Source organism: Amycolatopsis sp. NPDC004747 (genome assembly GCF_053601335.1).
The window spans coordinates 45,908-69,550 of sequence record NZ_JBSGBQ010000045.1; the positions used below are offsets into that span (position 1 = coordinate 45,908).

At 72.3% G+C, this 23,643-nt stretch carries 23 protein-coding genes; 5 read left to right on the plus strand and 18 right to left on the minus strand.

Annotated elements, in window-relative coordinates; translation table 11 throughout:
* Positions 1-76: 76 nt before the first annotated feature.
* The 4 genes from ACWEGE_RS42605 to ACWEGE_RS42620 all read right to left on the minus strand — a co-directional run bounded on the left by ACWEGE_RS42605 (position 77) and on the right by ACWEGE_RS42620 (position 5,290).
* Positions 77-1,507, minus strand: coding sequence for a carboxylesterase/lipase family protein (locus ACWEGE_RS42605; RefSeq protein ID WP_449666194.1), 1,431 nt, complete (start codon positions 1,505-1,507; stop codon positions 77-79).
* A gap of 201 nt (positions 1,508-1,708) precedes the next feature.
* On the minus strand, positions 1,709-3,892 hold the full coding sequence (locus tag ACWEGE_RS42610) for a xanthine dehydrogenase family protein molybdopterin-binding subunit (RefSeq protein ID WP_449666195.1): 2,184 nt from the start codon (positions 3,890-3,892) through the stop codon (positions 1,709-1,711).
* Entirely contained in the window at positions 3,889-4,851 is a 963-nt protein-coding gene (locus tag ACWEGE_RS42615; protein ID WP_449666196.1) for an FAD binding domain-containing protein, read from the minus strand. The genes ACWEGE_RS42610 and ACWEGE_RS42615 overlap by 4 nt, the downstream gene beginning before the upstream one ends.
* Entirely contained in the window at positions 4,838-5,290 is a 453-nt protein-coding gene (locus ACWEGE_RS42620; protein WP_449666197.1) for a (2Fe-2S)-binding protein, read from the minus strand. Before ACWEGE_RS42620 ends, ACWEGE_RS42615 begins: the two co-directional genes overlap by 14 nt.
* Before the next feature lie 194 nt (positions 5,291-5,484).
* Between ACWEGE_RS42620 and ACWEGE_RS42625 the strand changes: the two genes are divergently transcribed.
* Positions 5,485-6,060, plus strand: coding sequence for a TetR/AcrR family transcriptional regulator (locus ACWEGE_RS42625; protein ID WP_449666198.1), 576 nt, complete (start codon positions 5,485-5,487; stop codon positions 6,058-6,060).
* On the opposite strand, the gene ACWEGE_RS42630 is transcribed toward ACWEGE_RS42625, so the two are convergent.
* From ACWEGE_RS42630 to ACWEGE_RS42640, 3 genes are all read right to left on the minus strand, one after another.
* Entirely contained in the window at positions 6,057-6,419 is a 363-nt protein-coding gene (locus tag ACWEGE_RS42630) for a hypothetical protein (protein ID WP_449666199.1), read from the minus strand. The two genes, ACWEGE_RS42625 and ACWEGE_RS42630, sit on opposite strands and share 4 nt — an antisense overlap.
* A gap of 691 nt (positions 6,420-7,110) precedes the next feature.
* The gene (locus ACWEGE_RS42635) at positions 7,111-8,595 is read right to left on the minus strand and encodes a CoA-acylating methylmalonate-semialdehyde dehydrogenase (RefSeq protein ID WP_449666200.1); all 1,485 of its coding nucleotides are present in this window, start codon (positions 8,593-8,595) and stop codon (positions 7,111-7,113) included.
* Between the two features lie 32 nt (positions 8,596-8,627).
* Positions 8,628-9,497 (minus strand): Cgl0159 family (beta/alpha)8-fold protein, encoded by an 870-nt coding sequence (locus tag ACWEGE_RS42640; RefSeq protein ID WP_449666201.1) that lies wholly within the window; start codon positions 9,495-9,497, stop codon positions 8,628-8,630.
* Positions 9,498-9,638: 141 nt separating this feature from the next.
* Here ACWEGE_RS42640 and ACWEGE_RS42645 point away from each other — a divergent pair, with 141 nt between their 5' ends.
* Positions 9,639-10,415, plus strand: a complete 777-nt coding sequence (locus ACWEGE_RS42645) for a GntR family transcriptional regulator (RefSeq protein ID WP_449666202.1) — start codon at positions 9,639-9,641, stop codon at positions 10,413-10,415.
* Here the strand turns inward: ACWEGE_RS42645 and ACWEGE_RS42650 are convergent.
* The 6 genes from ACWEGE_RS42650 to ACWEGE_RS42675 all read right to left on the minus strand — a co-directional run bounded on the left by ACWEGE_RS42650 (position 10,384) and on the right by ACWEGE_RS42675 (position 14,748).
* Positions 10,384-11,595 (minus strand): PP2C family protein-serine/threonine phosphatase, encoded by a 1,212-nt coding sequence (locus ACWEGE_RS42650; protein WP_449666203.1) that lies wholly within the window; start codon positions 11,593-11,595, stop codon positions 10,384-10,386. The two genes, ACWEGE_RS42645 and ACWEGE_RS42650, sit on opposite strands and share 32 nt — an antisense overlap.
* Positions 11,595-12,587, minus strand: a complete 993-nt coding sequence (locus ACWEGE_RS42655) for a SpoIIE family protein phosphatase (protein WP_449666204.1) — start codon at positions 12,585-12,587, stop codon at positions 11,595-11,597. The genes ACWEGE_RS42650 and ACWEGE_RS42655 overlap by 1 nt, the downstream gene beginning before the upstream one ends.
* A complete protein-coding gene (locus tag ACWEGE_RS42660) occupies positions 12,584-13,006 on the minus strand; it encodes an ATP-binding protein (RefSeq protein WP_449666205.1) in 423 nt (140 codons plus the stop codon). Before ACWEGE_RS42660 ends, ACWEGE_RS42655 begins: the two co-directional genes overlap by 4 nt.
* Positions 12,996-13,388 carry an STAS domain-containing protein gene (locus ACWEGE_RS42665; protein WP_449666206.1) on the minus strand — a complete coding sequence of 131 codons (393 nt, stop codon included), beginning with the start codon at positions 13,386-13,388 and terminating at the stop codon, positions 12,996-12,998. The genes ACWEGE_RS42660 and ACWEGE_RS42665 overlap by 11 nt, the downstream gene beginning before the upstream one ends.
* Entirely contained in the window at positions 13,385-14,248 is an 864-nt protein-coding gene (locus ACWEGE_RS42670; RefSeq protein WP_449666207.1) for an STAS domain-containing protein, read from the minus strand. Before ACWEGE_RS42670 ends, ACWEGE_RS42665 begins: the two co-directional genes overlap by 4 nt.
* A 74-nt stretch (positions 14,249-14,322) precedes the next feature.
* On the minus strand, positions 14,323-14,748 hold the full coding sequence (locus ACWEGE_RS42675) for a MarR family transcriptional regulator (RefSeq protein ID WP_449666217.1): 426 nt from the start codon (positions 14,746-14,748) through the stop codon (positions 14,323-14,325).
* Positions 14,749-14,924: 176 nt separating this feature from the next.
* Between ACWEGE_RS42675 and ACWEGE_RS42680 the strand changes: the two genes are divergently transcribed.
* Positions 14,925-16,136: a PP2C family protein-serine/threonine phosphatase gene (locus tag ACWEGE_RS42680; RefSeq protein WP_449666208.1), complete on the plus strand. Its 1,212-nt coding sequence runs from the start codon at positions 14,925-14,927 to the stop codon at positions 16,134-16,136.
* A gap of 336 nt (positions 16,137-16,472) precedes the next feature.
* Here the strand turns inward: ACWEGE_RS42680 and ACWEGE_RS42685 are convergent, their stop codons facing one another.
* Both ACWEGE_RS42685 and ACWEGE_RS42690 read right to left on the minus strand, forming a co-directional pair.
* Positions 16,473-16,799, minus strand: coding sequence for a hypothetical protein (locus ACWEGE_RS42685; protein WP_449666209.1), 327 nt, complete (start codon positions 16,797-16,799; stop codon positions 16,473-16,475).
* Positions 16,799-17,236 (minus strand): Hsp20/alpha crystallin family protein, encoded by a 438-nt coding sequence (locus ACWEGE_RS42690; RefSeq protein ID WP_449666210.1) that lies wholly within the window; start codon positions 17,234-17,236, stop codon positions 16,799-16,801. Before ACWEGE_RS42690 ends, ACWEGE_RS42685 begins: the two co-directional genes overlap by 1 nt.
* Positions 17,237-17,398: 162 nt before the next feature.
* On the opposite strand from ACWEGE_RS42690, the gene ACWEGE_RS42695 reads away from it, so the two are divergent.
* Positions 17,399-18,241, plus strand: a complete 843-nt coding sequence (locus tag ACWEGE_RS42695; RefSeq protein WP_449666211.1) for an SDR family oxidoreductase — start codon at positions 17,399-17,401, stop codon at positions 18,239-18,241.
* An 18-nt stretch (positions 18,242-18,259) separates the two neighbouring features.
* Here ACWEGE_RS42695 and ctaD read toward each other — a convergent pair whose 3' ends face one another.
* Positions 18,260-20,032, minus strand: a complete 1,773-nt coding sequence (ctaD, locus tag ACWEGE_RS42700; RefSeq protein WP_449666212.1) for an aa3-type cytochrome oxidase subunit I — start codon at positions 20,030-20,032, stop codon at positions 18,260-18,262.
* 188 nt (positions 20,033-20,220) lie between these two features.
* Between ctaD and ACWEGE_RS42705 the strand changes: the two genes are divergently transcribed.
* Positions 20,221-20,700: a DUF4383 domain-containing protein gene (locus ACWEGE_RS42705; protein WP_449666213.1), complete on the plus strand. Its 480-nt coding sequence runs from the start codon at positions 20,221-20,223 to the stop codon at positions 20,698-20,700.
* Positions 20,701-20,745: 45 nt separating this feature from the next.
* On the opposite strand, the gene glgX is transcribed toward ACWEGE_RS42705, so the two are convergent.
* Together glgX and ACWEGE_RS42715 are read right to left on the minus strand one after the other, a co-directional pair.
* On the minus strand, positions 20,746-22,923 hold the full coding sequence (glgX, locus tag ACWEGE_RS42710) for a glycogen debranching protein GlgX (RefSeq protein WP_449666214.1): 2,178 nt from the start codon (positions 22,921-22,923) through the stop codon (positions 20,746-20,748).
* Between the two features lie 132 nt (positions 22,924-23,055).
* A partial coding sequence (locus tag ACWEGE_RS42715; RefSeq protein WP_449666215.1) for a manganese catalase family protein occupies positions 23,056-23,643 on the minus strand: 588 nt, incomplete at its 5' end.

The window sequence follows — 23,643 nt, forward strand, 5'->3', positions numbered from 1 at the left end:
GCCCGTCGCGCAGGGAAACCGGGCCGGTGCCCAGCGCGGCGGGACATCGCCGGTCACCCGGCCCGCGCCGCGCGAGTCAGTACACGTGGAACATCGTGTCCTCGCCCGTGTACTCCGCCCAGCCGGGCGAACCGGTCGTCGCGAAGCGGTACCAGGCGCCGTTCAGCTCGGTGGCCAGCTCGTGCGGCGGGTTCTCGCCGAGCAGGCCGCGCGGCCCGGAGAGCGCGTCCAGCGCGCCGAACACGAACGGCAGCTCCAGCCCGTGGCACGCGCCCAGACTGCCATCGAGCAGGGGCGAGCCCCACTCGAACTCGTACCGGAACGTCCGGCCGGTGTGGTGTTCGGCGAGGTCGCGCACGCCGTCCCGGAAGACCAGGTCCGTCAGGGCCGCGACCAGGACCTCGCCCGCCGGGCTCCCCGAACCGAGGCCGTACGCGTGCAGCACGCCCACCGGGTCCGGGTGCGACACCGCCAGGGAGGCCACCGCCTGGTCGTCGTTGACCGCTTCCAGCGCGCCCGTCGGCACCAGGTAGAGCCGCATCTCCTCGCTGCAGCTGCCCGCGATCAGGTCGACGTCGCGGCCCGCGCCCGCCTTGATCGCCTTGGCCGGGTGGCGGGGGAGGACGTCGTCACCGAAGACCGGGAGGAACGGGCTCAAGCCGTAGCCGCGGTCGTAGCCCAGCGCGTCGCGCAGGTCGGGGGCGCCGCCCGGGCGGAGGACCGCGTCCTGGGCGTCGAGCAGCTGCTCGGTCGACACCTTGCGGAACGCCTCCGCGGTCGGTTCGGCCTTCAGCTCGTCGGCGACCACCTTGGCCAGCCGCCGGGCTTGGACGCCGTCGCGGACCATGTCCGGGTGTCCGCTTTGGACGATCGCACGGTGGAAGAGCCCCGCCGAGAGCGGCGAGCCGAGCAGGCAGGCGACGCTGACGGCGCCCGACGCCGCGCCGAAGAGGGTGACGTTGGCCGGGTCGCCGCCGAACGCGGCGATGTTCTCCTGCACCCAGTGCAGGGCGGCGAGCTGGTCGCGCAGGCCGAGGTTGGTCGCGCCGCCGTCCAGCGGGAGGAAGCCGTCGATGCCGAGGCGGTACTGCACGGTCACCAGCACGGCACCGGCGCGGGCGAACGCCGTGCCGTCGTGGACCGCGGCGGACGCGGCGCCGCCGATGAACGAGCCGCCGTGCACGAACACCAGCACCGGCAGGGAAGCGGGGCCCGGCTGCGGCGTCCAGACGTCCACCGTCAGGTACTCCGGCCCCGGGCGCCAGCCGGTGCCGGTGAGCGGGGTCAGGTCGAGGCGGGGCACGTCGTGACGGCGCTGCGGCGCCGTCGGCCCCGGTCTCCGCGTGTCGCGGACGCCCTCCCACGGTGGCGCCGGGACGGGCTCGGCGAAGCGCAGCTCGCCGTCGGGCGCGGCGGCGTACGGGATGCCGCGGAAGAGCACCGCGCCGGCGGGGGTGACCTGACCGCGGACCGCGCCGGACGTGGTGGGGACGACGGGGTCGGTCATGCGGGGGGTCCCTTCGTGGACTGTCGGGGGAAGTGCCCGTCAGCCTAGGACCGCGGACGGGCCGCCGTCATGGGCGTTCCGTCCCCGAGGTTGTCGCGGATGGATAACGGCGCCGGGCCCGTATTGGCCAAGCGCGTGGCGACACCGTGAATTCCTGCTGCCGCGCGGGCAGGGCGTCCGGCAACGCCCTGCCCGCGGGCGTCAGCCTTCGAGGCCCTCGAGGAGGTCCTCGATGGTGATCGGGATGTGCCGGACCCGGATGCCGGTGGCGTTGTACACGGCGTTGGCCACCGCCGCCGCCATGCCGACCGTGCCGATTTCGCCGAGGCCCCGCGCGCCCACCGCGTTGTGCAGGGTGTCGGGGTACTCGACGAACTGGACCTCGACCTCGGGGATGTCGGCGTTGACCGGGAGCAGGTAGCTCGCGAAGTCGCCGTTGGCGAGCCGGCCGTTCGCCTCGATCTCCAGGCCCTCGTGCAGCGCGGCCGAGACACCCCAGATCATGCCGCCCATGATCTGGCTGCGGGCCGCCTTGTCGTTGATGATCCGGCCGGCGTCGAACACCCCGAGCATCCGGGACACGCGCGCCTCGCGCGTCCACTTGTGCACCCGGACCTCGCAGAACTGGGCGCCCCACGAGGCGAAGGAGTGCTTGGTCATCTCCTCGCCCGGTGCCGACGTCCCGGTCACCTCGAGCGTTTCGCGGCCCACGGCGCGCAGCAGCTCACCGAACGTCATCGACTCGCCGTCGGCGAAGACGCGGCCGTCGGCGTAGGTGACCTGGCGTCCTTCGAACGGCGCACCGGGGTCGGCGGCGAGCGCGGTCAGCTCGTCGATCGCCTTGGCGGCGGCGAGCATGATCGCCGTGCCCGCGCTCGCCGTGGCCGTCGAGCCGCCGGACATGCCGCCCGGCGGGAGGGTCGAGTCGCCCAGGCGCGGGGTGATCCGGTCCGCCGGGATGTCCAGCGATTCGGCGCCCACCAGGGAGAGCACGGTCAGCAGGCCGGTGCCCGGGTCCGCGCCGCTCGTGGCGACGTCGGCGGTGTCGTCCGCCCGCAGCGTGATGCCGACGGTGGCCGGGAACCGCAGCGCGGGGAACACCGCGGTGGCGACACCCGTGCCGACCAGCCAGTCGCCGTCGGTGCGCGAGCCCGCCGGGCGGTGCGCCCAGCCGAAGCGGTCCGCGCCGACCCGGAAGCACTCGTCGAGGTGCTTGCTCGACCACTGCAGGTCGTGGCCGGGCGGGGCGGTCGAGTTGTTGCGCACGCGCAGCTCGATCGGGTCCATGCCGAGCTTCTCGGCGAGCTCGTCGATCGCGCTCTCCAGCGCGAACGAGCCGGGTGCCTCGCCGGGGGCCCGCATGAACGTGGTCGGCGGGACGTTCAGCGGCACCATCCGCTGCGTGATCGACAGGTTCCTCGTGGCGTACCACTCGCGCGAGGTGCCGTGCGACGTCGGTTCGACGAACGAGCGCGCGGTGTCGGTGTGGCACCACGAGTCGTGCCGCAGGGCGACCAGGGTGCCGTCCGGCTCGGCGCCGATCGCGAGCTTCTGGATCGTCGAGGCCCGGCCGGCGGTGGCGGTGAAGACCTGCTCGCGGGTGAGCGCGGCCTTCACCGGGCGGCCCAGGGCGCGGGCCGCCGCCGCGGCGAGGAACGCCGGCGTGGACGTGCGTCCCTTGCCGCCGAACGCGCCGCCGACGAACGGGTTGACCGCGTGCACGGCTTCCCGCGGGACGCCGAGCGCGACGGCCAGCTCCGTCGCCTGCATGTCGGAGGCCTGGTTGCCGCTGTAGACAGTCAGCTCGTCGTCGTCCCACACCGCGACCGCGGAGTGCGGCTCCATGGCGGCGTGGTTCTGCGTCGCGGTGGTGTAGGTCGCCTCGACGACCACCGGGCTCGCGGCCAGGGCGGCCTCGATGGAGTCGACGCCGTCTTCGAGCACCTCGATTTCCGGGGGAGCGCCGTTGAACGTCGGCGGCGCCATTTCGGCCGCGTCGAGGAACTCGGTGAGCGAGGTGCGGGCGGGTCGCTCGCGGTAGGCGACCTCGACGAGGGACGCGGCGTCCCTGGCCTGCTCGAACGTCTCCGCGACGACGAAGCCGATCGGCTGACCGTAGTAGGAAACTTCCTTGTCCTGCAACGGAACCCACGTCTCGCCGAACACCGGCAGGCTCGGGGTGTTCAGCGGCAGCGGATCGAACGGGGTGTACACCTCGAGCACGCCGGGCGCGCTCTTCGCCGCGGTGGCGTCCACGGCCTCGATTTCGCCGTGGGCGATCGTGCTGAGCACGACGTAGCCGTAGACCATGCCGGGGAAGGTGTGGTCGGCGCCGTACTTGGCGCCGCCGGTGACCTTCAGCGGCGCGTCGAGCCGGGTGATCATCGGGAGCTCCCCTCGGTCAGTTCGAGCAGGGCCCGGACGATGGTCCGCTGCAGCAGCGGCACCTTGAACCCGTTCTCGGACAACGGTTGCGCGCCGTCGGCGGCCACCGCGGCGGCCGACGCGAAGGCGGCCTCGGTCGCCGGGGCGCCGCGCAGGGCCGCCTCGACGGACGGCAGCCGCCAGGGCACCGTCCCGACCCCGCCGGCCGCGACCCGGGCGTCGGCGACGATCCCGTCCCGGACGTCGAGCGCGACGGCGGCGGAGCACAGCGCGAATTCGTAGGACTGCCGGTCGCGCACCTTGACGTAGGTGGAGTTGGCCGCCCAGTCCAGCCGCGGCACGACCACCTCGGTGATCAGTTCGCCGGGGCGCAGGTCGTTCTCCACGGCCGGGGTGTCGCCGGGCAGCTCGTAGAAGTCGGCGAGCGCGACCTCGCGGGTGCCGGACGCGTCGGCCAGCCGCACGCGGGCGTCGAGCGCGATCAGGGCCACGGCGACGTCACTGGCGTGCGTGGCCACGCACGACTCGCTCGTGCCGAGGATCGCGTGCATCCGGTTGGCGCCGGTGAGCGCGGAGCAGCCGCTGCCGGGGACGCGCTTGTTGCACGGCATGGCGACGTCGCGGAAGTACGAGCACCGCGTGCGCTGCAGCAGGTTGCCGCCGATGCTGGCCATGTTCCGCAGCTGCTGGGACGCGCTCAGCAGCAGGGCGCGCGAGATCGCCGGGTACACGCCGGGGTGCGCGGCGATGGTGCCCATCCGCTCCAGTGCGCCGAAGCGCAGGCCGTCGGTGGTGTCGATGCCGCGCAACGGCACGTCGTTGATGTCGAGGACGTGCTCCGGCGTCAGGACGTCGAGCTTCATCAGGTCGACCAGGGTCGTCCCGCCGGCGAGGTACGTGCCGGGCGTGGCGACCGCCGCCTCGACGGTGGTGGGTGCGGTCAGCTCAAAGGGACGCATCGGCCCGCCTCGCCTGCTCGACCGCCTTGACGATGTTCGGGTAGGCCGCGCACCGGCAGAGGTTGCCGGACATGAACTCCCGCACATCGGCGACGTCCTGCTCGACGGCGGCGACCGCCGACATGATCTGCCCGGCGGTGCAGAACCCGCACTGCAGGGCGTCCTGATCGACGAACGCCTGCTGCACCGGGTGCATCCCGTCCTCTGTGGACAGTCCTTCGACGGTCGTCACCGGCTGCCGGACGGTGGCGGCCAGGGTGAGGCACGACAGCACGGGCTTGCCGCCGACGTGCACGGTGCAGGCGCCGCACTGCCCGCGGTCGCAGCCCTTCTTCGGGCCGGTGACGGCGAGGCGTTCGCGCAGCGCGTCCAGGAGCGTGACGCCGGGATCGACGTCCAGGTGTTCGGTGGTGCCGTTGACTTCGAGTGAGATGTCCACTGGTCTCTTTCCGCGGAGCCGGGCATGCTGCCCGACGGTGTGGTGGGGCGGTGAAGGCGGGAGCGGATAGTCATCCGCTTCACTCGGTCGCGAGGCTAGCGGATTACAATCCGCTTGGCAACGAAACGGGCAGCCTGGAGTTGCTCCAGCACTCGGCTAGATTCAGCGGGACGGCACGACCTCCGGGAGGGACGATGACGACCGGATCGGTCAGCCCCCGCCGCGCGGACACGCGGCGCAACCACGAACGCATCCTCATCGCGGCGGCGGCATCGCTGGCCGAAACGGGTGAGGTCTCGTTCAACGCGATCGCCAAGCAGGCCGAGGTCGGCGTCGGCACGGTCTACCGCCACTTCCCGACGCCGGAGGCGCTGATCCTGGCGGTCTACCGGCGGGAGGTCCGGCACATCGTGGAAGTGGTGCCGGTGCTGCTGGACAAGCACGCCCCGGACGAAGCGCTCCGGGTGTGGGTGACCGATCACGTCGCCCACTACATGATGACCAAGAAGGGCCTGGCCGACGCCCTGCGAACCGCAACGGCGGCCCGCGGCGAGCTCCCGGGCGACGCGTTCGAGGACATGCTCGGCGCGGTGGCGGCGATGCTCGAAGCCAACGTGGCGGCCGGAACGGTCCGCCCGGGCCTGACCCCGGTGCTGGTGATGCGAGGCCTGGGCGGCCTGCTGTGGCTCGACCCGAACGGCGACTGGCAGCACGACGCGGCGGAGCTCGCCGACCTGCTGTGGCACGGGATGGCCGCGCAGCCGGGCTAGGCTTCGCGGCCCGCGAGGTGCACGGTCACGGTGACCCGCCCTTTGGCGTCCCGGCGGGCCACGGCGTGCCCGGTGCGCTCGGTGTCGTCGAGTTCGAGGGTGAGCGGAGCGCCGTCCCCGGTGAAGTTGCGCCACCACGACTTCGCATCGGGCATCATCACGCGGATGGTGACGACATCGCCGGCCCGCCGGTACCCGACGGGGGTGCTGACGGTGCGACCCGACCGCCGGCCGGTGTAGGTGATCTGGGTGAGGTGGCGGCGGACCAGCCGCCCCCAGCGCGGTGACGTCCGAAGCGAGCCGACGCAAGAGTTGACGCGCTGAACGGCGTTCTTCGGGAGCGAAGTCCGGTACCCCACGGTGGCCTCCTTTGGCGGGCTGCTGCCACGGTACCGGAAAACGGAGAAGAGGGTTCCGGTTGCGGGTGGAGCGCGCCTCGGCGGCTTGGGCCGGTGGCGCCGCTCGGGGTGGGGGCCGCGATGGGTCGGGGTCGGGATGGCAGTGGCCGCGGCCGGCTGAGCGGGGGCTGCCTCGGCTCGGCTGGGGAGGTGGGTTCCTCGGCTCGGGGCGGGAAGGGGGGTGCCTTCGTTCGAGGGCGAAAGCGCGCGCCGGGAGCGGGCTGTGCCCCTGTCCCGGCCAGGGCGGTCCGGAGGTGGACCGGCCGACCACTTCGCCCGCCCTGCCTGCCCGCTCGGCTGCCTGACCTACCGACCGGCTGTCCGGCCGACCGGCTGGCTGTCCGGCCGACCGGCTGGCTGGCCGACCGACCGGCTGGCTGGCCGACCGACCGGCTGGCTGTCCGGCCGACCGGCTGGCTGTCCGGCCGACCGGCTGGCTGTCCGGCCGACCGGCTGGCTGTCCGGCCGACCGGCTGGCTGGCCGACCGACCGACCGACCGGCTGGCTGGCCGACCGACCGGCTGGCCGGCCGACCGACCGGCTGGCCGGCGGCTCGAACGGCGGCGTCCGCAGCTGCGGCTGCCAGCGGGCGCCTGTCCTTCAGTCGCGGCCCGCCCCGGAGGGGGCGAACCCCCGCGCGCGGGCGTGGGGCTCAGCTGGATGTCGGGAAGTTGAAGGCGGCTTCGGTGTGGGGCCAGCGGGTGGTGACCACCTTTGCGCGGGTGTAGAAGCGGACGCCCGCCGGGCCGTGGATGGGGGTGTCGCCGATCAGGGAGTCCTTCCAGCCTCCGAACGAGTAGTACGACATGGGGACCGGGATGGGGACGTTGACGCCGATCATGCCCACCTTGACCTCGCGCTGGAACTTGCGGGCCGCTTCGCCGCTGGCGGTGAAGACCGCCGTGCCGTTGCCGTAGGGGTTGGCGTTGATGACCGCGATTGCCTCGTCGAGGGTTTCGGTGCGGACGATGGACAGGACCGGGCCGAAGATCTCCTCGCGGTACGCGTCCATCTCCGGCGTCACCTCGTCCAGCAGGGACGGTCCGACGAAGAAGCCTTCTTCGTGGCCCTCGACCTTCAGGTCGCGGCCGTCGACGACGACCTTCGCGCCCTGCTCCGCGCCTCGGGTGACCGAGTGGACCACTCGCTCGCGGGCGGCTTCGGTGACCACCGGGCCCATGTCGCTGGCCGGGTCGGTGCCCGGGCCGACCCTCACCTCTCGGGCCTTGCGTTCGAGGATCTGCACCAGCCTGTCGCCGGCCGGGCCGACGGCGACGCCGACCGAGATGGCCATGCAGCGCTGGCCGGCCGAGCCGAAGGCCGCGGCGGTGAGGTGGTCGGCGGCGTACTCCAGGTCGGCGTCGGGCAGGACCACCGCGTGGTTCTTCGCGCCTCCCAACGCCTGGACGCGTTTGCCGGCCGCGGTGGCGCGTTCGTGGACGTACTTCGCGATGGGAGTGGAGCCGACGAAGGACACCGCCGCGATGCCGGGGTGGTCGAGGATCGCGTCGACCGCCGTCTTGTCGCCGTGCACCACGTTGAACACGCCGCTCGGCAGCCCCGCCTCGGCGTACAGCCGGGCGACGAAGTTCGAGACCGACGGGTCGCGTTCGCTGGGCTTGAGGACGAACGTGTTGCCGGTGGCGATGGCGATCGGGTGCATCCACAGCGGCACCATGATCGGGAAGTTGAACGGCGTGATCCCGGCGACCACGCCCAGGGGCTGGTGGAAGTCGTGCACGTCGACATCGCGGGAGACCTGGTCGGAGAAGCTGCCCTTGAGCGCGTCGGCGATGCCGCAGGCGTACTCGACGACCTCGCGGCCGCGGACGATCTCGCCGCGGGCGTCTTCGATCACCTTGCCGTGCTCGGCGGAGATGATCCGGGCGAGCTCGTCTTCGTGCCGCACCAGCAGCTCGCGGAAGGCGAACATCACCTTCATCCGCTGCGACAGCGAGGAGTTGCCCCAGGCCTCGAAAGCCTTGCCCGCGGCCGCGACCGCGGTGTCCACATCGGACGCTTCGGCCAGCAGCACCGAAGCCTGCCGCTGCCCGGTGGCCGGGTCGTAGACCGGTGCCGTGCGGGTGGAGCCCGCTGGGGTGGCAGCGCCGTCGATCCAGTGTTCGATGGTGTTCACGGTGTCCTCCGGGTAGTGGCGCCGGTACGGGTTCACAGCAGTCCGACCGCGGTGTCGACGGCCTTCGCGACGTCGCCGTCCTGCGGGTAGAGCAGCGACCGGCCGACCACCAGGCCCTGCACCGTCGGCTGGGTCAGGGCCCGTTGCCAGGCGGCGAACGCCGCGTCCTGATCCTTGACCTCGCCGCCCAGCAGGACGGCCGGCAGTGTCGACGACGCCAGCACGCGCTCCATCTCGTCCACCACGGGGAGCTTGAGCCACGTATAGGCCGAGGACCGGCCGAGACCGGCGGCGATCGTGATCGACTTGATGACGGCGTCGGGGGAGAGGTCGTTCTGCAGGCGCCCCTCGACCCAGGTCGACAGGAACGGCTCCACCATGGCGATCAGCTTCCGGTCGGCCAGCTCGTTGACCGCCTTCGCGGTGTTTTCCAGGACGCCGGGGGTGGCCGGGTCCGCCAGGCAGATCCGGGTCAGGGTCTTGCCGCCGTCGAAGCGCATCCGCTCGATCGCTTCCGCGTCGTAGCAGGCGAACCGATCGTCGACCTCGAAGCTCGACCCGGCCAGCCCGGTGCGGTTCATCGACCCGAGCACCGTCTTGCCGTCGAGCACGCCGAGCAGCAGCAGGTCGTCGATGATGTCCGCGGTGGCCAGGACGCCGGTGACGCCCGGGCGCTCCAACGCCAGGCACAGCCGCTCCAGCAGCTCGCCGCGATCGGCCATCGCCGTCGGGTTGCCGCCGACCGCGTTCGCGCCGCGGGCGGGGTGGTCCGCCGCGATGATCATCGTGCGGCCCCGGTCGTTGAAGGGGGACGCGGCCCGGATGCGGTTCGCGGCGGCCTCGGCGATCGCTTCCGGCTCGTGCACGCGTCGGGCGACGATGCGCCGCAGCACGTCGATCACGGTGCCCACTCCTCGCTGCCGCTCTTCGAGGCGCGCCCTTCGTGCCTCCGACGGCGACGATTCCAGCTGACCGGAACTTTGTCAAGACATATGGACAACACGTCATCCCAACAGGTGGCGCTCAGGCGGTAGGCTTCGCGGATGAGCGAGCTGGACGCCACCTTCCCGGCCTGGAACGCGGGGCGCGAGATCATCCTCGACCCGGGCAGCCCCGAGCCGCTGTACTTCCAGGTGTCCCGGCAGCTACACGCCGCGATCGAAGACGGCAGGCTGCCGGCGGGGGCGCGGCTGGACAACGAGGTCGACCTCGCCGCGAGCCTGCGCCTGTCGCGCCCGACGATCCGCCAGGCGATCCAGACGCTGGTCAACCAGGGCCTGCTCGTGCGGCGGCGTGGCGTCGGCACGCAGGTCGTCCGCACGAAGGTGGCCCGCCCGCTGCGGCTGAGCAGCCTGTTCGACGACCTCGCCGGCCTGGGCGGCAAGCCGGAGTCGGCGGTGCTGGTCAACCGGGTCGAAGAGGCCTCGGCCGAGGTGGCCGAGCTGCTCGAAGCGCCCGGGCTGACGCACGTCCGGCGGCTGAAGCGGCTCCGCTCGACCGACGGCGAGCCGCTCGCCCTGATGAACAACTACCTGCCCGACGGCGTCATCGACCCCGCCGACGACGAGCTGCGCGAGCGGGGGCTCTACCAGCTCCTGCGGTCGGCCGGCGTGCGGCTGCACGCGGCCGAGCAGAACATCGGCGCGCGGCTCGCGACCGAAGAGGACGCGGAGCTGCTCGGCGAGGAGCCGGGGGCGGCGCTGCTCACCATGCAGCGCACGACCTACGACGACACCGGGCGCGTGGTCGAGTACGGGTGGCACGTCTACCGGGCGTCGCGGTACACGTTCAACCTTTCGCTGACCAGCGGGCCTCAGTAGGGCGCCGGCGCAGGGCCAGTACCACGGTGTCGTCCGCGTGCAGCACGACGTCGTGCATCCGGGTCACCAGCTCGCGCGGCAGGTCCGCGGTCGGCCACGTCCGGTGGGCCCCGGCCAGCACCAGCAGCCGGGCCTGGCCTTCGTCGACGTCCTTGCGGCTCTCCACCAGGCCGTCGGTGTAGAGCAGCACCGTGTCGCCTTCGGCCAGGGTCACCTCGACCAGCTCGCGGGTGCCCGGGTCGGGGAAGCCGACCCCGCGGCCCGGCGCCGGCGGGGGCAGCAGCCGCGCCGGCTCGGCGCCCGTGACCAGCACCGGCTCCGGGTGGCCGCCGTTCGCGAACCGGGTGCGGCCGGTCACCGGGTCGAGCCGGGCCAGCAGGACCGTGGCCATCAGGCCCGGCTCGATCGCCGCCAGAGTGTGGGACGCGTGCGCGACCAGGTCGCGGAACGGGTGCCCCTCCAGCGCGAGGGTGCGGATCGCGTGCGTGACCGTCAGTGCGTGCCGGGTCGAGGTGACCCCGTGGCCGACCGCGTCGACCAGGGTCACGTGGACCTGGCCGTCCGGCAGGACGAACCAGTCGTACAGGTCGCCGCCGGTGGGGGAGTCCTGGTCGGTCGGCGAATAGTGCACGGCCAGCTCCAGGCCCGGCACCACCGGCGGCCGCGGCCGCAGCGCATCCTCCAGTTCGCGGAAGATCGCCGCGTGCGCGCGGCGGAGCTGTTCGTCCCGCTGCTCCAGCTCGACGTACATCGCCAGCACGCCGCTGTTGGTCTCGGCGAGCTCGTGCTTCAGGTCCCGCTGCTCGTTGGCGAGGGTGTCGGCGCGGGCCACCAGCGCCAGCATCTCTTCGCGCGTCGCCCGGTCGTCGTCGGGGTCGGGCGGGGCCGCCGGTCCGCCACCGGTGAGGTGCCAGGTCAGCGTCCGGCCGTCGGCGCGCTCGGGCAGCAGCGGCAGCGCGTCGCGGGTCCCCTGGGTGACGGCGTGGTCCAGCTGCACGGTGACGGCGAGCCGCCGGTCCGACGCCGCCGTCGCCACGTCCACGTTCTCGCCCGCGGTGAGCGCCGGTTCGGCGAGCAGCGTGACGGCCAGGACCAGCCGCCCGCGGTCGTCGGTGGGCACCCCGGCTTCGGTGCAGGCCGTGCGGAGGCGCCGCCGGATCCGGGCCAGGTCGGGGCGCATCAGGCGGACCGGTCCGCGCGCAGGGCGAGCATCGCGGCGTCGTCGCGGGCGTTCCGGTGCCGGTGGGCCAGGTCCGCGGCGAGCAGCAGCAGGTCCGGCGCCCGGCCGGGGACGCGCCAGCCGGTGCCGACCCCGTCGGTGTGCAGGACGACGACGTCGTCCTCGGCCAGCGCCAGGTGCCGGACCGGTGCCGACGGCAGGGTGAACCCGACGACGCCGGGCGTGCTGAGCAGCAGCCGGGACGGCCCGTCGCCGAGACTCGCGCCGCTGACGTTGCCGACGCCGCAGAACTCGAGCCGCCGCGGCGCGATCCGCACGAGCGCGACCGCCGCGCCGCGGGTCGTGCGCAGCGCGCGGTGCATGTTCGTGAGCTGGTGGGGCAGCGGCCGGTCCGGGTTCTCGGTGAACACGCGCAGCGCCGCGTCCGCGGCTTCGGCGGCGTCCGGTCCGTGGCCGAGCCCGTCGGCGACCACGGCCGTCCGGCTGCCCGTGACGTCGGCCAGCGCGATCGCGTCACCGCAGTACTCCTCGCCCTCACGCGGCAGGCGGAAGTGCCCGGTCGCGCGGCGGGGCGGTGGCACGGCGGGGTCGAGCAGGCGGGCCGCGGCGAGCGTCCCGGCCGCGGGGGAGGAGGTGATCCGGAACTCGGCCGCCATCCGCTTCACCGCGCCCAAGCCGGTGCCCAGGGTGGCGGTGGTCGTGTTGCCGTCGAGCAGCCAGTGATCGAGGTCGGCCATGCCCGGACCGTCGTCGGCGGCCAGCACGTCGACGCCGCGCCCGGTCAGCGATCGCTGCACGAACACCGAGCCGCCGCCGGTGTGCTTGTCGACGTTGCCCGCGAGTTCGGCCGCCACCACCGCGGCGCGGTCGGCGAGCACGCCCGCGAGCCCGGCCTCGTGCGCGGCTTCGCGGGCGAGGCGGGCGGCGGCGTACCCGGCGCTGGGGTGGTCGACGCGGATCCGGCGCGTCAGGCCGGCGACGGTGGCGGTCATGGCTTCCAGCGCACGACCGTGACGGTGGTGCCGCGGCCGGGCGCGGTGTCGAGGTCGAACTCGTCGACCAGCCGCCGCGTGCCGCCGAGGCCGTGCCCGAGCCCGGCGCCGGTGCTGAAGCCGTCGGTCATCGCCTGGTCGACGTCGGCGATCCCGGGGCCTTCGTCGCGCACCCGCAGCCGGATCCCGAGCCGCCCGGCCGGGTCCCGGACGGCCTCGACGGTCATGGTGCCGCCCCCGCCGTGGATGTAGGCGTTGCGGACCAGTTCGCTGGCCGCGGTGACGATCTTCGTCTGGTCGACGATCGTGAACCCGGCGGCGACCGCGGCCGCCCGCACGGCGTGCCGGGCCGTGAGGAGGTCCTCCTCCACCCGGACCGGGTGCTCGCCGGACGGGACGGTCCGTTCGTCAGGAAGCATGAGGCGCCTCTTCGGCGGCCTCGGCGGGACGGCGCCAGCCCAGCAGCTCCATCGCCTGTTCCGCGTTGAGCGCGGTCCGGACGCCGGTGAGCTGGAGCCCGAGCTCGGTCAGGGTCAGCGCGACGGCCGGGCGCATCCCCGCCACGATCATCCGCGTGCCCAGCAGCCGCCCGGTGCCGGCCAGCTGCATGAGCACGCGCGCGACGAACGAGTCGATGATCTCCAGCCGCGAGATGTCGATGATGACGCCGCGGATGCCTTCGTTCGCGATCCGCTCGGTCAGCTCTTCGGTGAACGCGAGGGCCGTCTTGTCGTCCAGGTCGCTCAGCAGCCCGCTGAGCAGGATGTCCCCCAGCCGCAGGATCGGCAGGCCGGCGGTCACCCGGTCACCGCGCCCGGGCGGGCGCTGTCGCCGAGCAGCTGCATCGCGGTCGCCAGCGCGTCGGCCAGCGAGCCGCGGGTGACGATGTGCGAGAGGTCGATGCCCAGCTGGGTGATGGTCTGCGCGATCGACGGGCGGATGCCGCTGATCACGCACTCCGCGCCCATCAGCCGGACGGCGCTGACGGTCTGCAGCAGGTGGTGCGCCACCGCGGTGTCGACCGTGGGGACGCCGGTGATGTCGATGATCGCCACCCGCGCCTCGTTCGCCTGGATCGACTCCAGGAGGCTGTTCATCACGACCTGGGTGCGGGCGCTGTCGAGCGTGCCGATCAGCGGCACCGCGAGGACGTGGCGCCACAGCCGCACGACCGGGGTGGACAGTTCGAGCATCTGGTTGTGCTGCTCGCGGATGATCTGCTCGCGACCGGCCGAGTAAACCTCGAAGGTCAGCACGCCCGCGCTGTCGAGCAGCTCGTTGACCAGCAGCGCGGCCCGGTAGCGCAGGGCCGAGTCGTCGGTGTGCCGCTCGATCGCGCTCAGCATCGTGCGCTTGAGCGCGAGGATCGCCATGGCGGTGGCCGACGGCTGGGCGCCGGCCCGGGCGCGGCGTTCCGACAGCGACGTCAGCGCGTCCCGCACCGCCGGGTCCTGGTCGACGATCCGGGACACCGGGAGCGTGCCGGCGAGCGCGAGCCGGAGGGCTTCCAGCAGCTCGACGGCTTCGCGGCGCAGGTCATGGCCGTTCCGGTCGCCTTCGCCCGGCTCCTGCCCGGCCCAGTCGCGGGCCAGCGCCGTCCGGTCCTCCTCCAGCATGCGCGCCAAGACCGTGCGGACCTGGCTGTCGTCCGTGCCCAGCACCGACTCCTCCTCCGGTGTTGAAGGCGCGCTCTGCTGTACGCCGACTGAGTGATTGTCATATAACAACAGTTGTATCAGGAACGCAAATCGGGGAGGTCCCCGGCCGCCTCGGCCAGCGCCCGGTACTCCCGCAGCCCGGCGGCCAGCGCGGTCCGGCCGGCGGGGCTCATCTTCGCCAGCAGCGTCTCGACGCGGTCCCGCCGCCGTGCCCGCAGCTCTTGCAGGTACGCCCGCCCGCGGTCGGACAGCCGCAGCGTCAGCTCCCGCCGGCTGCGCGCGCTGGGCAGGCGTTCGAGGAACCCGACCGCCTCCAGCCGGTCGCAGAGCCTGCTGACCAGCGGCGGCGTCGAGCCCAGCTGCTCGGCCAGCTGCCGCAGGTTGACCCCGTCGTGGCGATCCAGCGCGACGACCGCGCGCAGCTGCGACACCGACAGCGGGCGCGGTGAAACGTCCCGCTCGCCCTCGACGACCGTCTCCAGGAGAAGGGCGAGGTCCGACACGGCAGCCGTCCCCTCCGGGGCGGCCTGCTCGCGGGATGGATCCACGGCGTCCACTTTGGCATCCCTATGCTGAACCGGCAGCACAGCTCGCGCGACTCGCCGTGGACCGGCGCGCCGGAGCGGCGCAGACTCGACAGAACCGATCCCGGCACGGGTGCGTGAGCAGGAGGCAGGCGTTGGACAGATCCCTGGCGGTGGAGCGTCTCCTCCGTGACGTGCCACCGCACGACCTGCCCGGCGCCCTGCGCTCCGGGCTCGGCGAGCACTTCGGCGCCGAGGTGGTCGAGCTGCTGATGGCGGACTACGCGCTGACCGAACTGTGCCAGGTGGGCGAGCAGCCCTACACGACGGAGCCGATCCCGGTCGAGGGCACGACCCAGGGTGCGGCGTTCCTCACGCAGGCGGCGACGTTCTCCCGCGACGGCGACCGCGTCACCGGCTACCTGCCGGTCAGCGTCCGCGGCGACCGGCTGGGCGTCCTGGCCGTCACCCTGCCCAGCGAACCCGAGCCGCAGGTGTGGGCCGAGCTCCAGCGGTTCGCCGAGGCGCTGGCCCACGAGCTGTTCGTCGCCGACCGGGACACCGATCTGTACATCCAGGCGCGGCGGTCCTCGCGGCTGACCCTGGCGGCGGAGATGCAGTGGCAGCTGCTGCCGGGGCGGGCGTGCACCCGCGCCGAATTCGCGCTCGGCGGGCAGCTCGAGCCCGCGTACGCCATCTACGGGGACTGTTTCGACTGGTCGGCCTCCGCCCGCAAACTCGCCGTCACGCTGATCAACGGCATGGGCGAGGGCAGCGAAGCCGCGCTGCTGACGAACCTGGCGGTGAACGCGCTGCGCAACGCCCGGCGCGCCGGCATCCCGCTCGACGCGCAGGCCGAGCTCGCCGACCAGGCGCTGTACGCGCACTACCGTGGCGCCGAGCACGTGGCCGCGCTGCTGCTGGAGTTCGACCTGGGCACCGGCGCGGTGACGGTGGTCGACGCCGGTTCGCCGCGGCTGTGGCGGCTGCGGGACGGGAAGGCCGAGCGGATCCTGTTCGACGAGCAGCTCCCGCTGGGAACGTTCGACGGGACGATCTACGCGCTCGAAGGGTTCCAGGCGGCCGACGGCGACCGGTTCGTCTTCGTGAGCGACGGGGTTTACAACGCGCTCGGCCCGCACGGGGAGCGGTACGGCGACCGGGAGCTCGCCGAGGCGGTGACGGCGACGGCGGAGCTGCCGGCGGCGCACGTGCCGGGCGCGATGCTGCGGGAGCTGTCGACCCGGCGGCACGGTAGCCAGGCCGAAGACGACGCGATGGTGGTGTGCCTGGACTGGTTCGGGTCGACGCCGTTGTCCGGCACGGGCAGCGAGCCGGCGGTGACTGTGCGGCGGGTGGAGGAGTAGGGAACGGGCCGGCGGCGGGGGAGCGGGAACGCTCGCGAGCCGGCCTGGTTGCGGGGCGTTGCCCGGTTGCGGGGGCACTGCCCGGTTGCGGGGGCACTGCCCGGTTGCGGGGGCACTGCCCGGTTGCGGGGGCACTGCCCGGTCGCGGGGGCACTGCCCGGTCGCGGGGGCACTGCCCGGTCGCGGGGGCACTGCCCGGTCGCGGGGGCGCCCCCCGTTTTCCACACTACCGGCGACCACCGACAGTTTCCGGCGGCATGGCCGCGACCAGCGGGGCCTCCCGGCCGCAACCGGCCGCTTCCGGCCCGCTCGGGTCGGAAGCGGCCGAGCGCCTGATCAGGCCGCCGCGGTGGCTTGCGCGCTGGAGGGGGCTCGGCGGTCGGCAGGGGGTTTCCGCTCCTGGGGAGCCGTGCGGCCCGCGCTGACGACCGCCGCGAGGACTTCGTCGGGGTCGATGCCCGGCTCCCACAGCTCGCAGCCGGCCACGTGGGCCAGCCTGCGGCGGCGGTGCTGGGGCGTGTCGGTGAGCGCGACCTCGGTCGGGCGGCCCTTCTTGACCGCGTGGACCGCCCGGGTCACGAGGATCGCTTCCTGGCGGGTGGTGCCGAGTTCGGCGGCCGCGGCGAAGATCCTCTCCGCCGCGGCGCGCGCCCGCTCGTGCATCAGGCCTTGATTTCCTTGCGGCCGGACCGGTCGCCGCCGATCTCGATGCGCCGGGGCTTGGCCTTCTCGGCGACCGGGATGCGCAGCGTCAGCACGCCCGCTTCGTAGTCGGCGGCGATGTGGTCGGTGTCGAGGCTTTCGCCGAGGAACAGCTGGCGGGAGAACACGCCCAGCGGCCGCTCGGAAACGTGCATCTGGACGTCGTCCCCACCGGGGAGCGGCCGGCGCTCCGCCTTGACCGTCAGGACGTTGCGCTCGATGTCGAGGTCGATGGCGTCCGGGGCGACGCCGGGCAGGTCGAAGCAGACCACGAACTCGTCGCCGGTGCGGTAGGCGTCCATCGGCATCGCCGCCGGCTTCGACCAGGTTCCGGCGGTGCCGAAGACCTGCTGGGTGAGGCGGTCCAGCTCGCGGAACGGGTCGGTGCGCATCAACATCGGTTTCCTCCTTCGGTGTCGGGTGGGTGTCAACACGCACCACCTTTTTAACATGTCATCCAAACGATGACAAGTAGGAAGTCATCATCAAGATGACAGTGTGAGGCGAGAGCCACCGGGAACCCGCAGCGGGAAAGCCGATCCCGTACCGGAGGAGCCACCGTGCCCGAGCAGCCCGCCCAGCAGCAGACCCCGCCGGGGACGACCGCCGCGATGACGCCGCGGCCCGACCACGGCGAGCACACCTACCGCGGCTCCGGCAAGCTGACCGGCAAGGCGGCGCTCATCACGGGAGCGGACAGCGGGATCGGCCGCGCGGTGGCGATCGCGTACGCGCGGGAAGGCGCCGACGTGCTCATCTCCTACCTGGACGAGCACGAAGACGCCGAAGAGACGCGGCGCTGGGTCGAAGAGGCCGGGCGCAAGGCCGTCGTCGTGCCCGGGGACGTCGCCGACCCGGCGCACTGCCGGGCCCTGGTCGCCCGGGCCGTGGACGAGTTCGGCCGGATCGACGTCCTGGTCAACAACGCCGCCTTCCAGATGAGCCACGAAAGCCTGGAAGAGATCCCGGACGAGGAGTGGGACCGCACCCTCGCCATCAACCTGAGCGCGTTCTTCCACCTCGCCAAGGCGGCGGTGCCGCACATGAAGCCGGGGGCGTCGATCATCGGCAGCTCGTCGGTGAACTCCGACAACCCGACGCCGCAGCTGCTGCCCTACGACGTGACGAAGGCGGGCATCGCGAACATGTGCGCCGCGCTGGCGCAGCTGCTGGGGCCGAAGGGGATCCGGGCCAACAGCGTGGCGCCCGGGCCGATCTGGACACCGCTGATCCCGTCCACCATGCCGGAGGAGGCCGTGAAGTCCTTCGGCGAGCAGGTGCCGCTGGGCCGCGCGGGGCAGCCGGCCGAGCTGGCGCCGGTGTACGTGCTGCTGGCCTCCGACGACGGCAGTTACGTCTCCGGCGCCCGCGTCGCGGTGACCGGCGGCGTGCCGATCCTCTGACCCCCGTCCGCGGCCGGGTCAGCGGCCGCGGGGGTCGTCACTTTCACCTTGGTCCGGCGGCTGGGTGGCGGCGGCCACGACTTCCGCGGGTGACGGCTTGTCGCCGGGATGCCCGCGGGTGACGTGGCCCTCGGCGCGCATCCGCTCGACCATGTGCGGGTAGTGCAGCTCGAACGCCGGCCGTTCCGACCGGATGCGCGGGAGGGCGAGGAAGTTGTGCCGCGGCGGCGGGCTGGTGGTCGCCCATTCGAGGGAGTTGCCGTAGCCCCAGGGGTCGTCGACGGTGACGGGTTCGCCGTAGCGGTAACTCTTGAAGACGTTCCAGATGAACGGCAGCACCGACAACCCGAGCAGGAACGCGCCGATCGTGGACACCGTGTGCATCCAGGTGAAGTTGTCGCTGGAGAGGTAGTCGGCGTAGCGGCGGGGCATGCCGGCGTCGCCGAGCCAGTGCTGGATCAGGAACGTCGTGTGGAAGCCGATGAACGTGGTCCAGAAGTGCCACTTCGCCAGCCGTTCATCGAGCATCCGGCCGGTGATCTTGGGGAACCAGAAGTAGATGCCGGCGAAGGTGGCGAAGACGATGGTGCCGAAGAGCACGTAGTGGAAGTGGGCGACGACGAAGTAGGTGTCGTGGACGTGGAAGTCCAGCGGTGGCGAGGCGAGGATGACCCCGGTCAGGCCGCCGAGCAGGAAGGTCACCATGAAGCCGACCGACCACAGCATCGGTGATTCGAAGCTCAGCTGCCCCTTCCACATGGTGCCGATCCAGTTGAAGAACTTGATCCCGGTGGGCACGGCGATGAGGAACGTCATGATCGAGAAGAAGGGGAGCAGCACGGCGCCGGTGGCGAACATGTGGTGGGCCCACACCACCGCCGACAGTCCGGTGATCCCGATGGTCGCGAACACCATGAGCTTGTAGCCGAACAGCGGTTTCCGGCTGAACACCGGCACGATCTCGGTGACGATCCCGAAGTAGGGCAGGGCGACGACGTAGACCTCGGGGTGGCCGAAGAACCAGAAGAGGTGCTGCCAGAGGATCGCGCCGCCGTTTTCCGGGTCGAAGACGTGGGCGCCGAGGTGCCGGTCGGCCAGCAGCGCGAACAGCGCGGCGGTGAGGATGGGGAAGGCGAGCAGGATGAGGACCGAGGTGAAGAGGATGTTCCAGGTGAAGATCGGCATGCGCCACATGAGCATGCCGGGGCAGCGCAGGCACACCACGGTGGTGATCATGTTGACCGCGCCGAGGATGGTGCCGAGTCCGGTGACGATGAGGCCGGTGATCCAGAGGTCGCCGCCGACGCCGGGGGAGTGGATGGCGTTGGAGAGTGGTGTGTAGGCGGTCCAGCCGAAGTCGGGTGGGCCGCCGGGGGTCAGGTAGCCGGAGAGGACGACCAGGCCGCCGAAGAGGTAGAGCCAGTAGGAGAAGGCGTTGAGGCGGGGGAACGCCACGTCCGGTGAGCCGATCTGCAGCGGCAGGACGAAGTTGGCGAACCCGAAGAGGTTGGGGGTGGCGTAGAGCAGCAGCATGATCGTGCCGTGCATGGTGAAGAGCTGGTTGTACTGCTCGGGGGAGAGGAACTGCAGGCCGGGGCGGGCCAGCTCGCCGCGCATGAGCAACGCCGTCAGGCCGCCGATCAGGAAGAACCCGAACGACGTGGTCAGGTAGAGCACGCCGATGGTCTTGTGGTCGGTGGTGCGGATCGTCTTGAGGATCGTCCCGCCGCGCGGACCCCGCCACACCGGCCGGTGGGGGATCGGAGCCGGGCGTGTCACCGTGTCGGTCATCGGACTCCCACCTGCCGCCTGGGAACGAGCTGTTCACGCGCGCGTACCCCGTCCGGGCGCGGGCTACACGCCGGAAGCCCCGGATCAGCCCGATGGGCCGGCTTCGCAACCGGAGCGAGACCCGGGCCGGGGATTGGCGCCGGCCCGGCCGGGTATGCCCCCGGCTTCACCGGCCGAAAGGAACCGAAATGTCCACCGCCACCCACCCCAGGACCAGGACACCCGTGCAGGTCGCCGCCGCGGTCGTCGCGGTCGTCTTCCTCCTGGTCGGCGTGCTCGGCTTCGTTCCGGGCGTCACCACCGGTTACGACCAGCTGAGCTTCGCCGGCCACGACTCGATGGCCATGCTGCTGGGCGTGTTCATGGTTTCGGTCCTGCACAACATCGTCCACCTGCTGTTCGGCGTCGCCGGCCTCGCCTCGGCCCGCACCCCGCGCGGCGCCCGGCTGTTCCTCATCGCCGGCGGGGCCGTCTACCTGGTGCTGTGGCTCTACGGGCTGCTCATCGACCACGGCAGCGACGCGAACTTCGTGCCCGTCAACACCGCGGACAACTGGCTGCACCTCGGCCTGGGCGTCGGCATGATCGCCCTCGGTCTGCTGACCGCCCGCGCGGGCCGCGCGGCAGGCCCGGGGCCGCACGCCGCCCGGGGTCCCGGCCTCGGCTGACCGCCGCGGCAGCCGGGTCGCCGCCCGCGACCCGGCTGCGCCGCGTCACTCGTCCTTCGTGCGCATCAGCACGGTCAGCGACCGGCCGCCGACCACCAGCTCGCCGTGGCCCGCCACCGTGCGCGGGGTGGCGAGCTGGTCGCCCGCCACGCCGCCGACCAGGACGCCGCCGACGGACCGGTGGAACACCTCGCCGGTCGCGGAGTCGAGCACGATCGCCCACTCCTCGCCGTAGCCCCCGTCGGGGATCGTCATCGTGATGTCGTCGTCGTGGGCGTTGAAGCAGAGCAGGAACGAGTCGTCGACCACGCGCTCGCCGCGGGCGTCGAGGTCGGGGATCGCCGTGCCGTTGAGGAAGACCATGATGCTGCGGCCGAAGCCCGCTTCCCAGTCCTGGTCGGTCATCTCCTCGCCGGCCGGGGTGAACCACGCGATGTCGCGCAGTTCGTCGCCGCGGCGGATCGGGCGGCCGGCGAAGAAGCGGCGGCGGCGGAACACCGGGTGCTGGTGGCGGAGGTCGACGACCGCGGCGGTGAACTCGAACAGCTCGCGGTTGCGCTCCAGCAGCGACCAGTCCACCCAGGACAGCTCGTTGTCCTGGCAGTAGGCATTGTTGTTGCCCTGCTGGGTGCGGCCCAGCTCGTCGCCGTGCAGGAGCATCGGCACGCCCTGGGACAGCAGCAGCGTGGCGATCAGGTTCCGGCGCTGGCGGGCCCGCAGGTCGAGGACCTTCTCGTCTTCGGTCGGGCCTTCCGCGCCGCAGTTCCACGACCGGTTGTCGTCGGCGCCGTCACGGCCGCCCTCGCCGTTGGCCTCGTTGTGCTTCTCGTTGTACGACACCAGGTCGTTCAGCGTGAAGCCGTCGTGGGCGGTGACGAAGTTGATCGAGGCGAACGGGCGGCGGCCGTCGCTCTGGTAGAGGTCCGACGAGCCGGTGATCCGCGAGGCGAACTCGCCCAGCGTCGCCGGCTCACCGCGCCAGAAGTCGCGGACGGTGTCCCGGTAGGCGCCGTTCCACTCGGTCCACAGCGGCGGGAAGTTGCCGACCTGGTAGCCGCCGGGGCCGACGTCCCACGGCTCGGCGATCAGCTTCACCTGGCTCACCACCGGGTCCTGCTGCACCAGGTCGAAGAAGGTGGCCAGCCGGTCGACGTCGTAGAACTCGCGGGCGAGGGTCGCGGCGAGGTCGAACCGGAAGCCGTCGACGTGCATCTCGGTGACCCAGTAGCGCAGCGAGTCCATGATCAGCTGCAGCGTGTGCGGCTGGCGCACGTTCAGCGAGTTGCCGGTGCCGGTGTAGTCCATGTAGTACTGCGGGTCGTCCTCGACCAGCCGGTAGTAGGCCTGGTTGTCGATGCCCCGCATGGACAGCGTCGGCCCGAGGTGGTTTCCCTCGGCCGTGTGGTTGTAGACGACGTCGAGGATGACCTCGATCCCCGCCTCGTGCAGGGTCCGCACCATCGCCTTGAACTCGTGCACCTCGCTGCCCGGGGTCGCGGGCATGATCGAGGCGGCGTAGCCGTTGTGCGGCGCGAGGTAGGCGATGGTGTTGTAGCCCCAGTAGTTGGCGAGGCCGCGCTCGGTGAGGGCGTGGTCGTGCAGGAACTGGTGGACCGGCATGAGCTCGACGGCGGTGACGCCGAGGGCCTTGAGGTACTCGACCATCACCGGGTGCGCCAGCCCCGAGTAGGTCCCCCGCAGCTCCTCCGGGATGTCCGGGTGGAGCTTCGTCAGCCCGCGGACGTGGGCTTCGTAGACGACGGTCTCGTTGTAGGGCACCTTCGGCGGCCGGTCGTTGGCCCAGTCGAAGTACGGGTTGACGACGACCGCGCGGACGGTGTGCGCCGCCGAGTCGTCGTCGTTGCGCTCCCCGGGGTCGCCGAAGCGGTAGCCGAACACGGATTCGTCCCAGTCCACCCGGCCGGTGACGGCCTTGGCGTACGGGTCCAGCAGCAGCTTGGCGGGGTTGCACCGCAGCCCGCGGGCGGGGTCGTGCGGTCCGTGGACCCGGAAGCCGTACTCCTGGCCGGGGCCGACGCCGGTCAGGTAACCGTGGTGGACGAAGCCGTCGACCTCCGGCAGCCGGACCCGGGTCTCGGTGCCGTCCGGGGCGAACAGGCAGAGGTCGACGCGGTCGGCGACCTCGGAGAAGAGCGCGAAATTGGTGCCGACGCCGTCGTAATCGGCTCCGAGCGGGTAGGGGGAACCGGGCCAAGGCTGCACTGGGCCTCCACAGGTGCGAGGGATCTCCGGCAGGGGTACCCCGCCGGTCGCCCGCGGACACCGTGACCTCGCCCTCCTCACCCGGACGCCCGCACCGGTGCGGGACCGCGGCCCCGCACCGGTGCGCCGGGGTCAGGTCAGCTTGTTCTTGACCTCCTTCGCCTTGCCCTTGGCCGTGCCCTTGGCGTCCTGCAGGGGCGCGTACGTCCCGTAGAGCGCCGGGTCCGGCTTCGGCGCGGTACCGGGGCCGCCGAGGGGTTCGGGGTCCATCAGGTATTCGATGCCGGCGTCGGTGGTCCAGCTGGTGCCCTTGGCGCCGTCGGGGCCGTCGGAGAGGTGCCAGATCGTGTGGTTGTGGGTCTGGTCTTCTTCGTCGAGCAGGGCGTTGGGGGCGATGTCGTCTTCGAGGCCGTCGGCCTTGAGCTCTTCGATGGCGGCCAGCCACTGTTTCTGGTGGACGGTGTCGCGGGCGAGGTTGAACTTGAGCATCGCCTTGACGCCGGGGTCGTCGGTCATGTTGTAGAGCCGGGCGGTCTGCAGGCGGCCTTGGGCTTCGGCGGCGGCGTTGGCGCGGAAGTCGGCCAGCAGGTTGCCGGAGGCGACGATGTACTTGCCGTTCCAGGGGGTGCCGTTGCTGTCGGCGGGGAGCGCGCCGCCGCCGGCGACGATGGCCTGCTGGACGTCCATGCCGCCGATCATCGCGGCCATGACGGGGTCCTT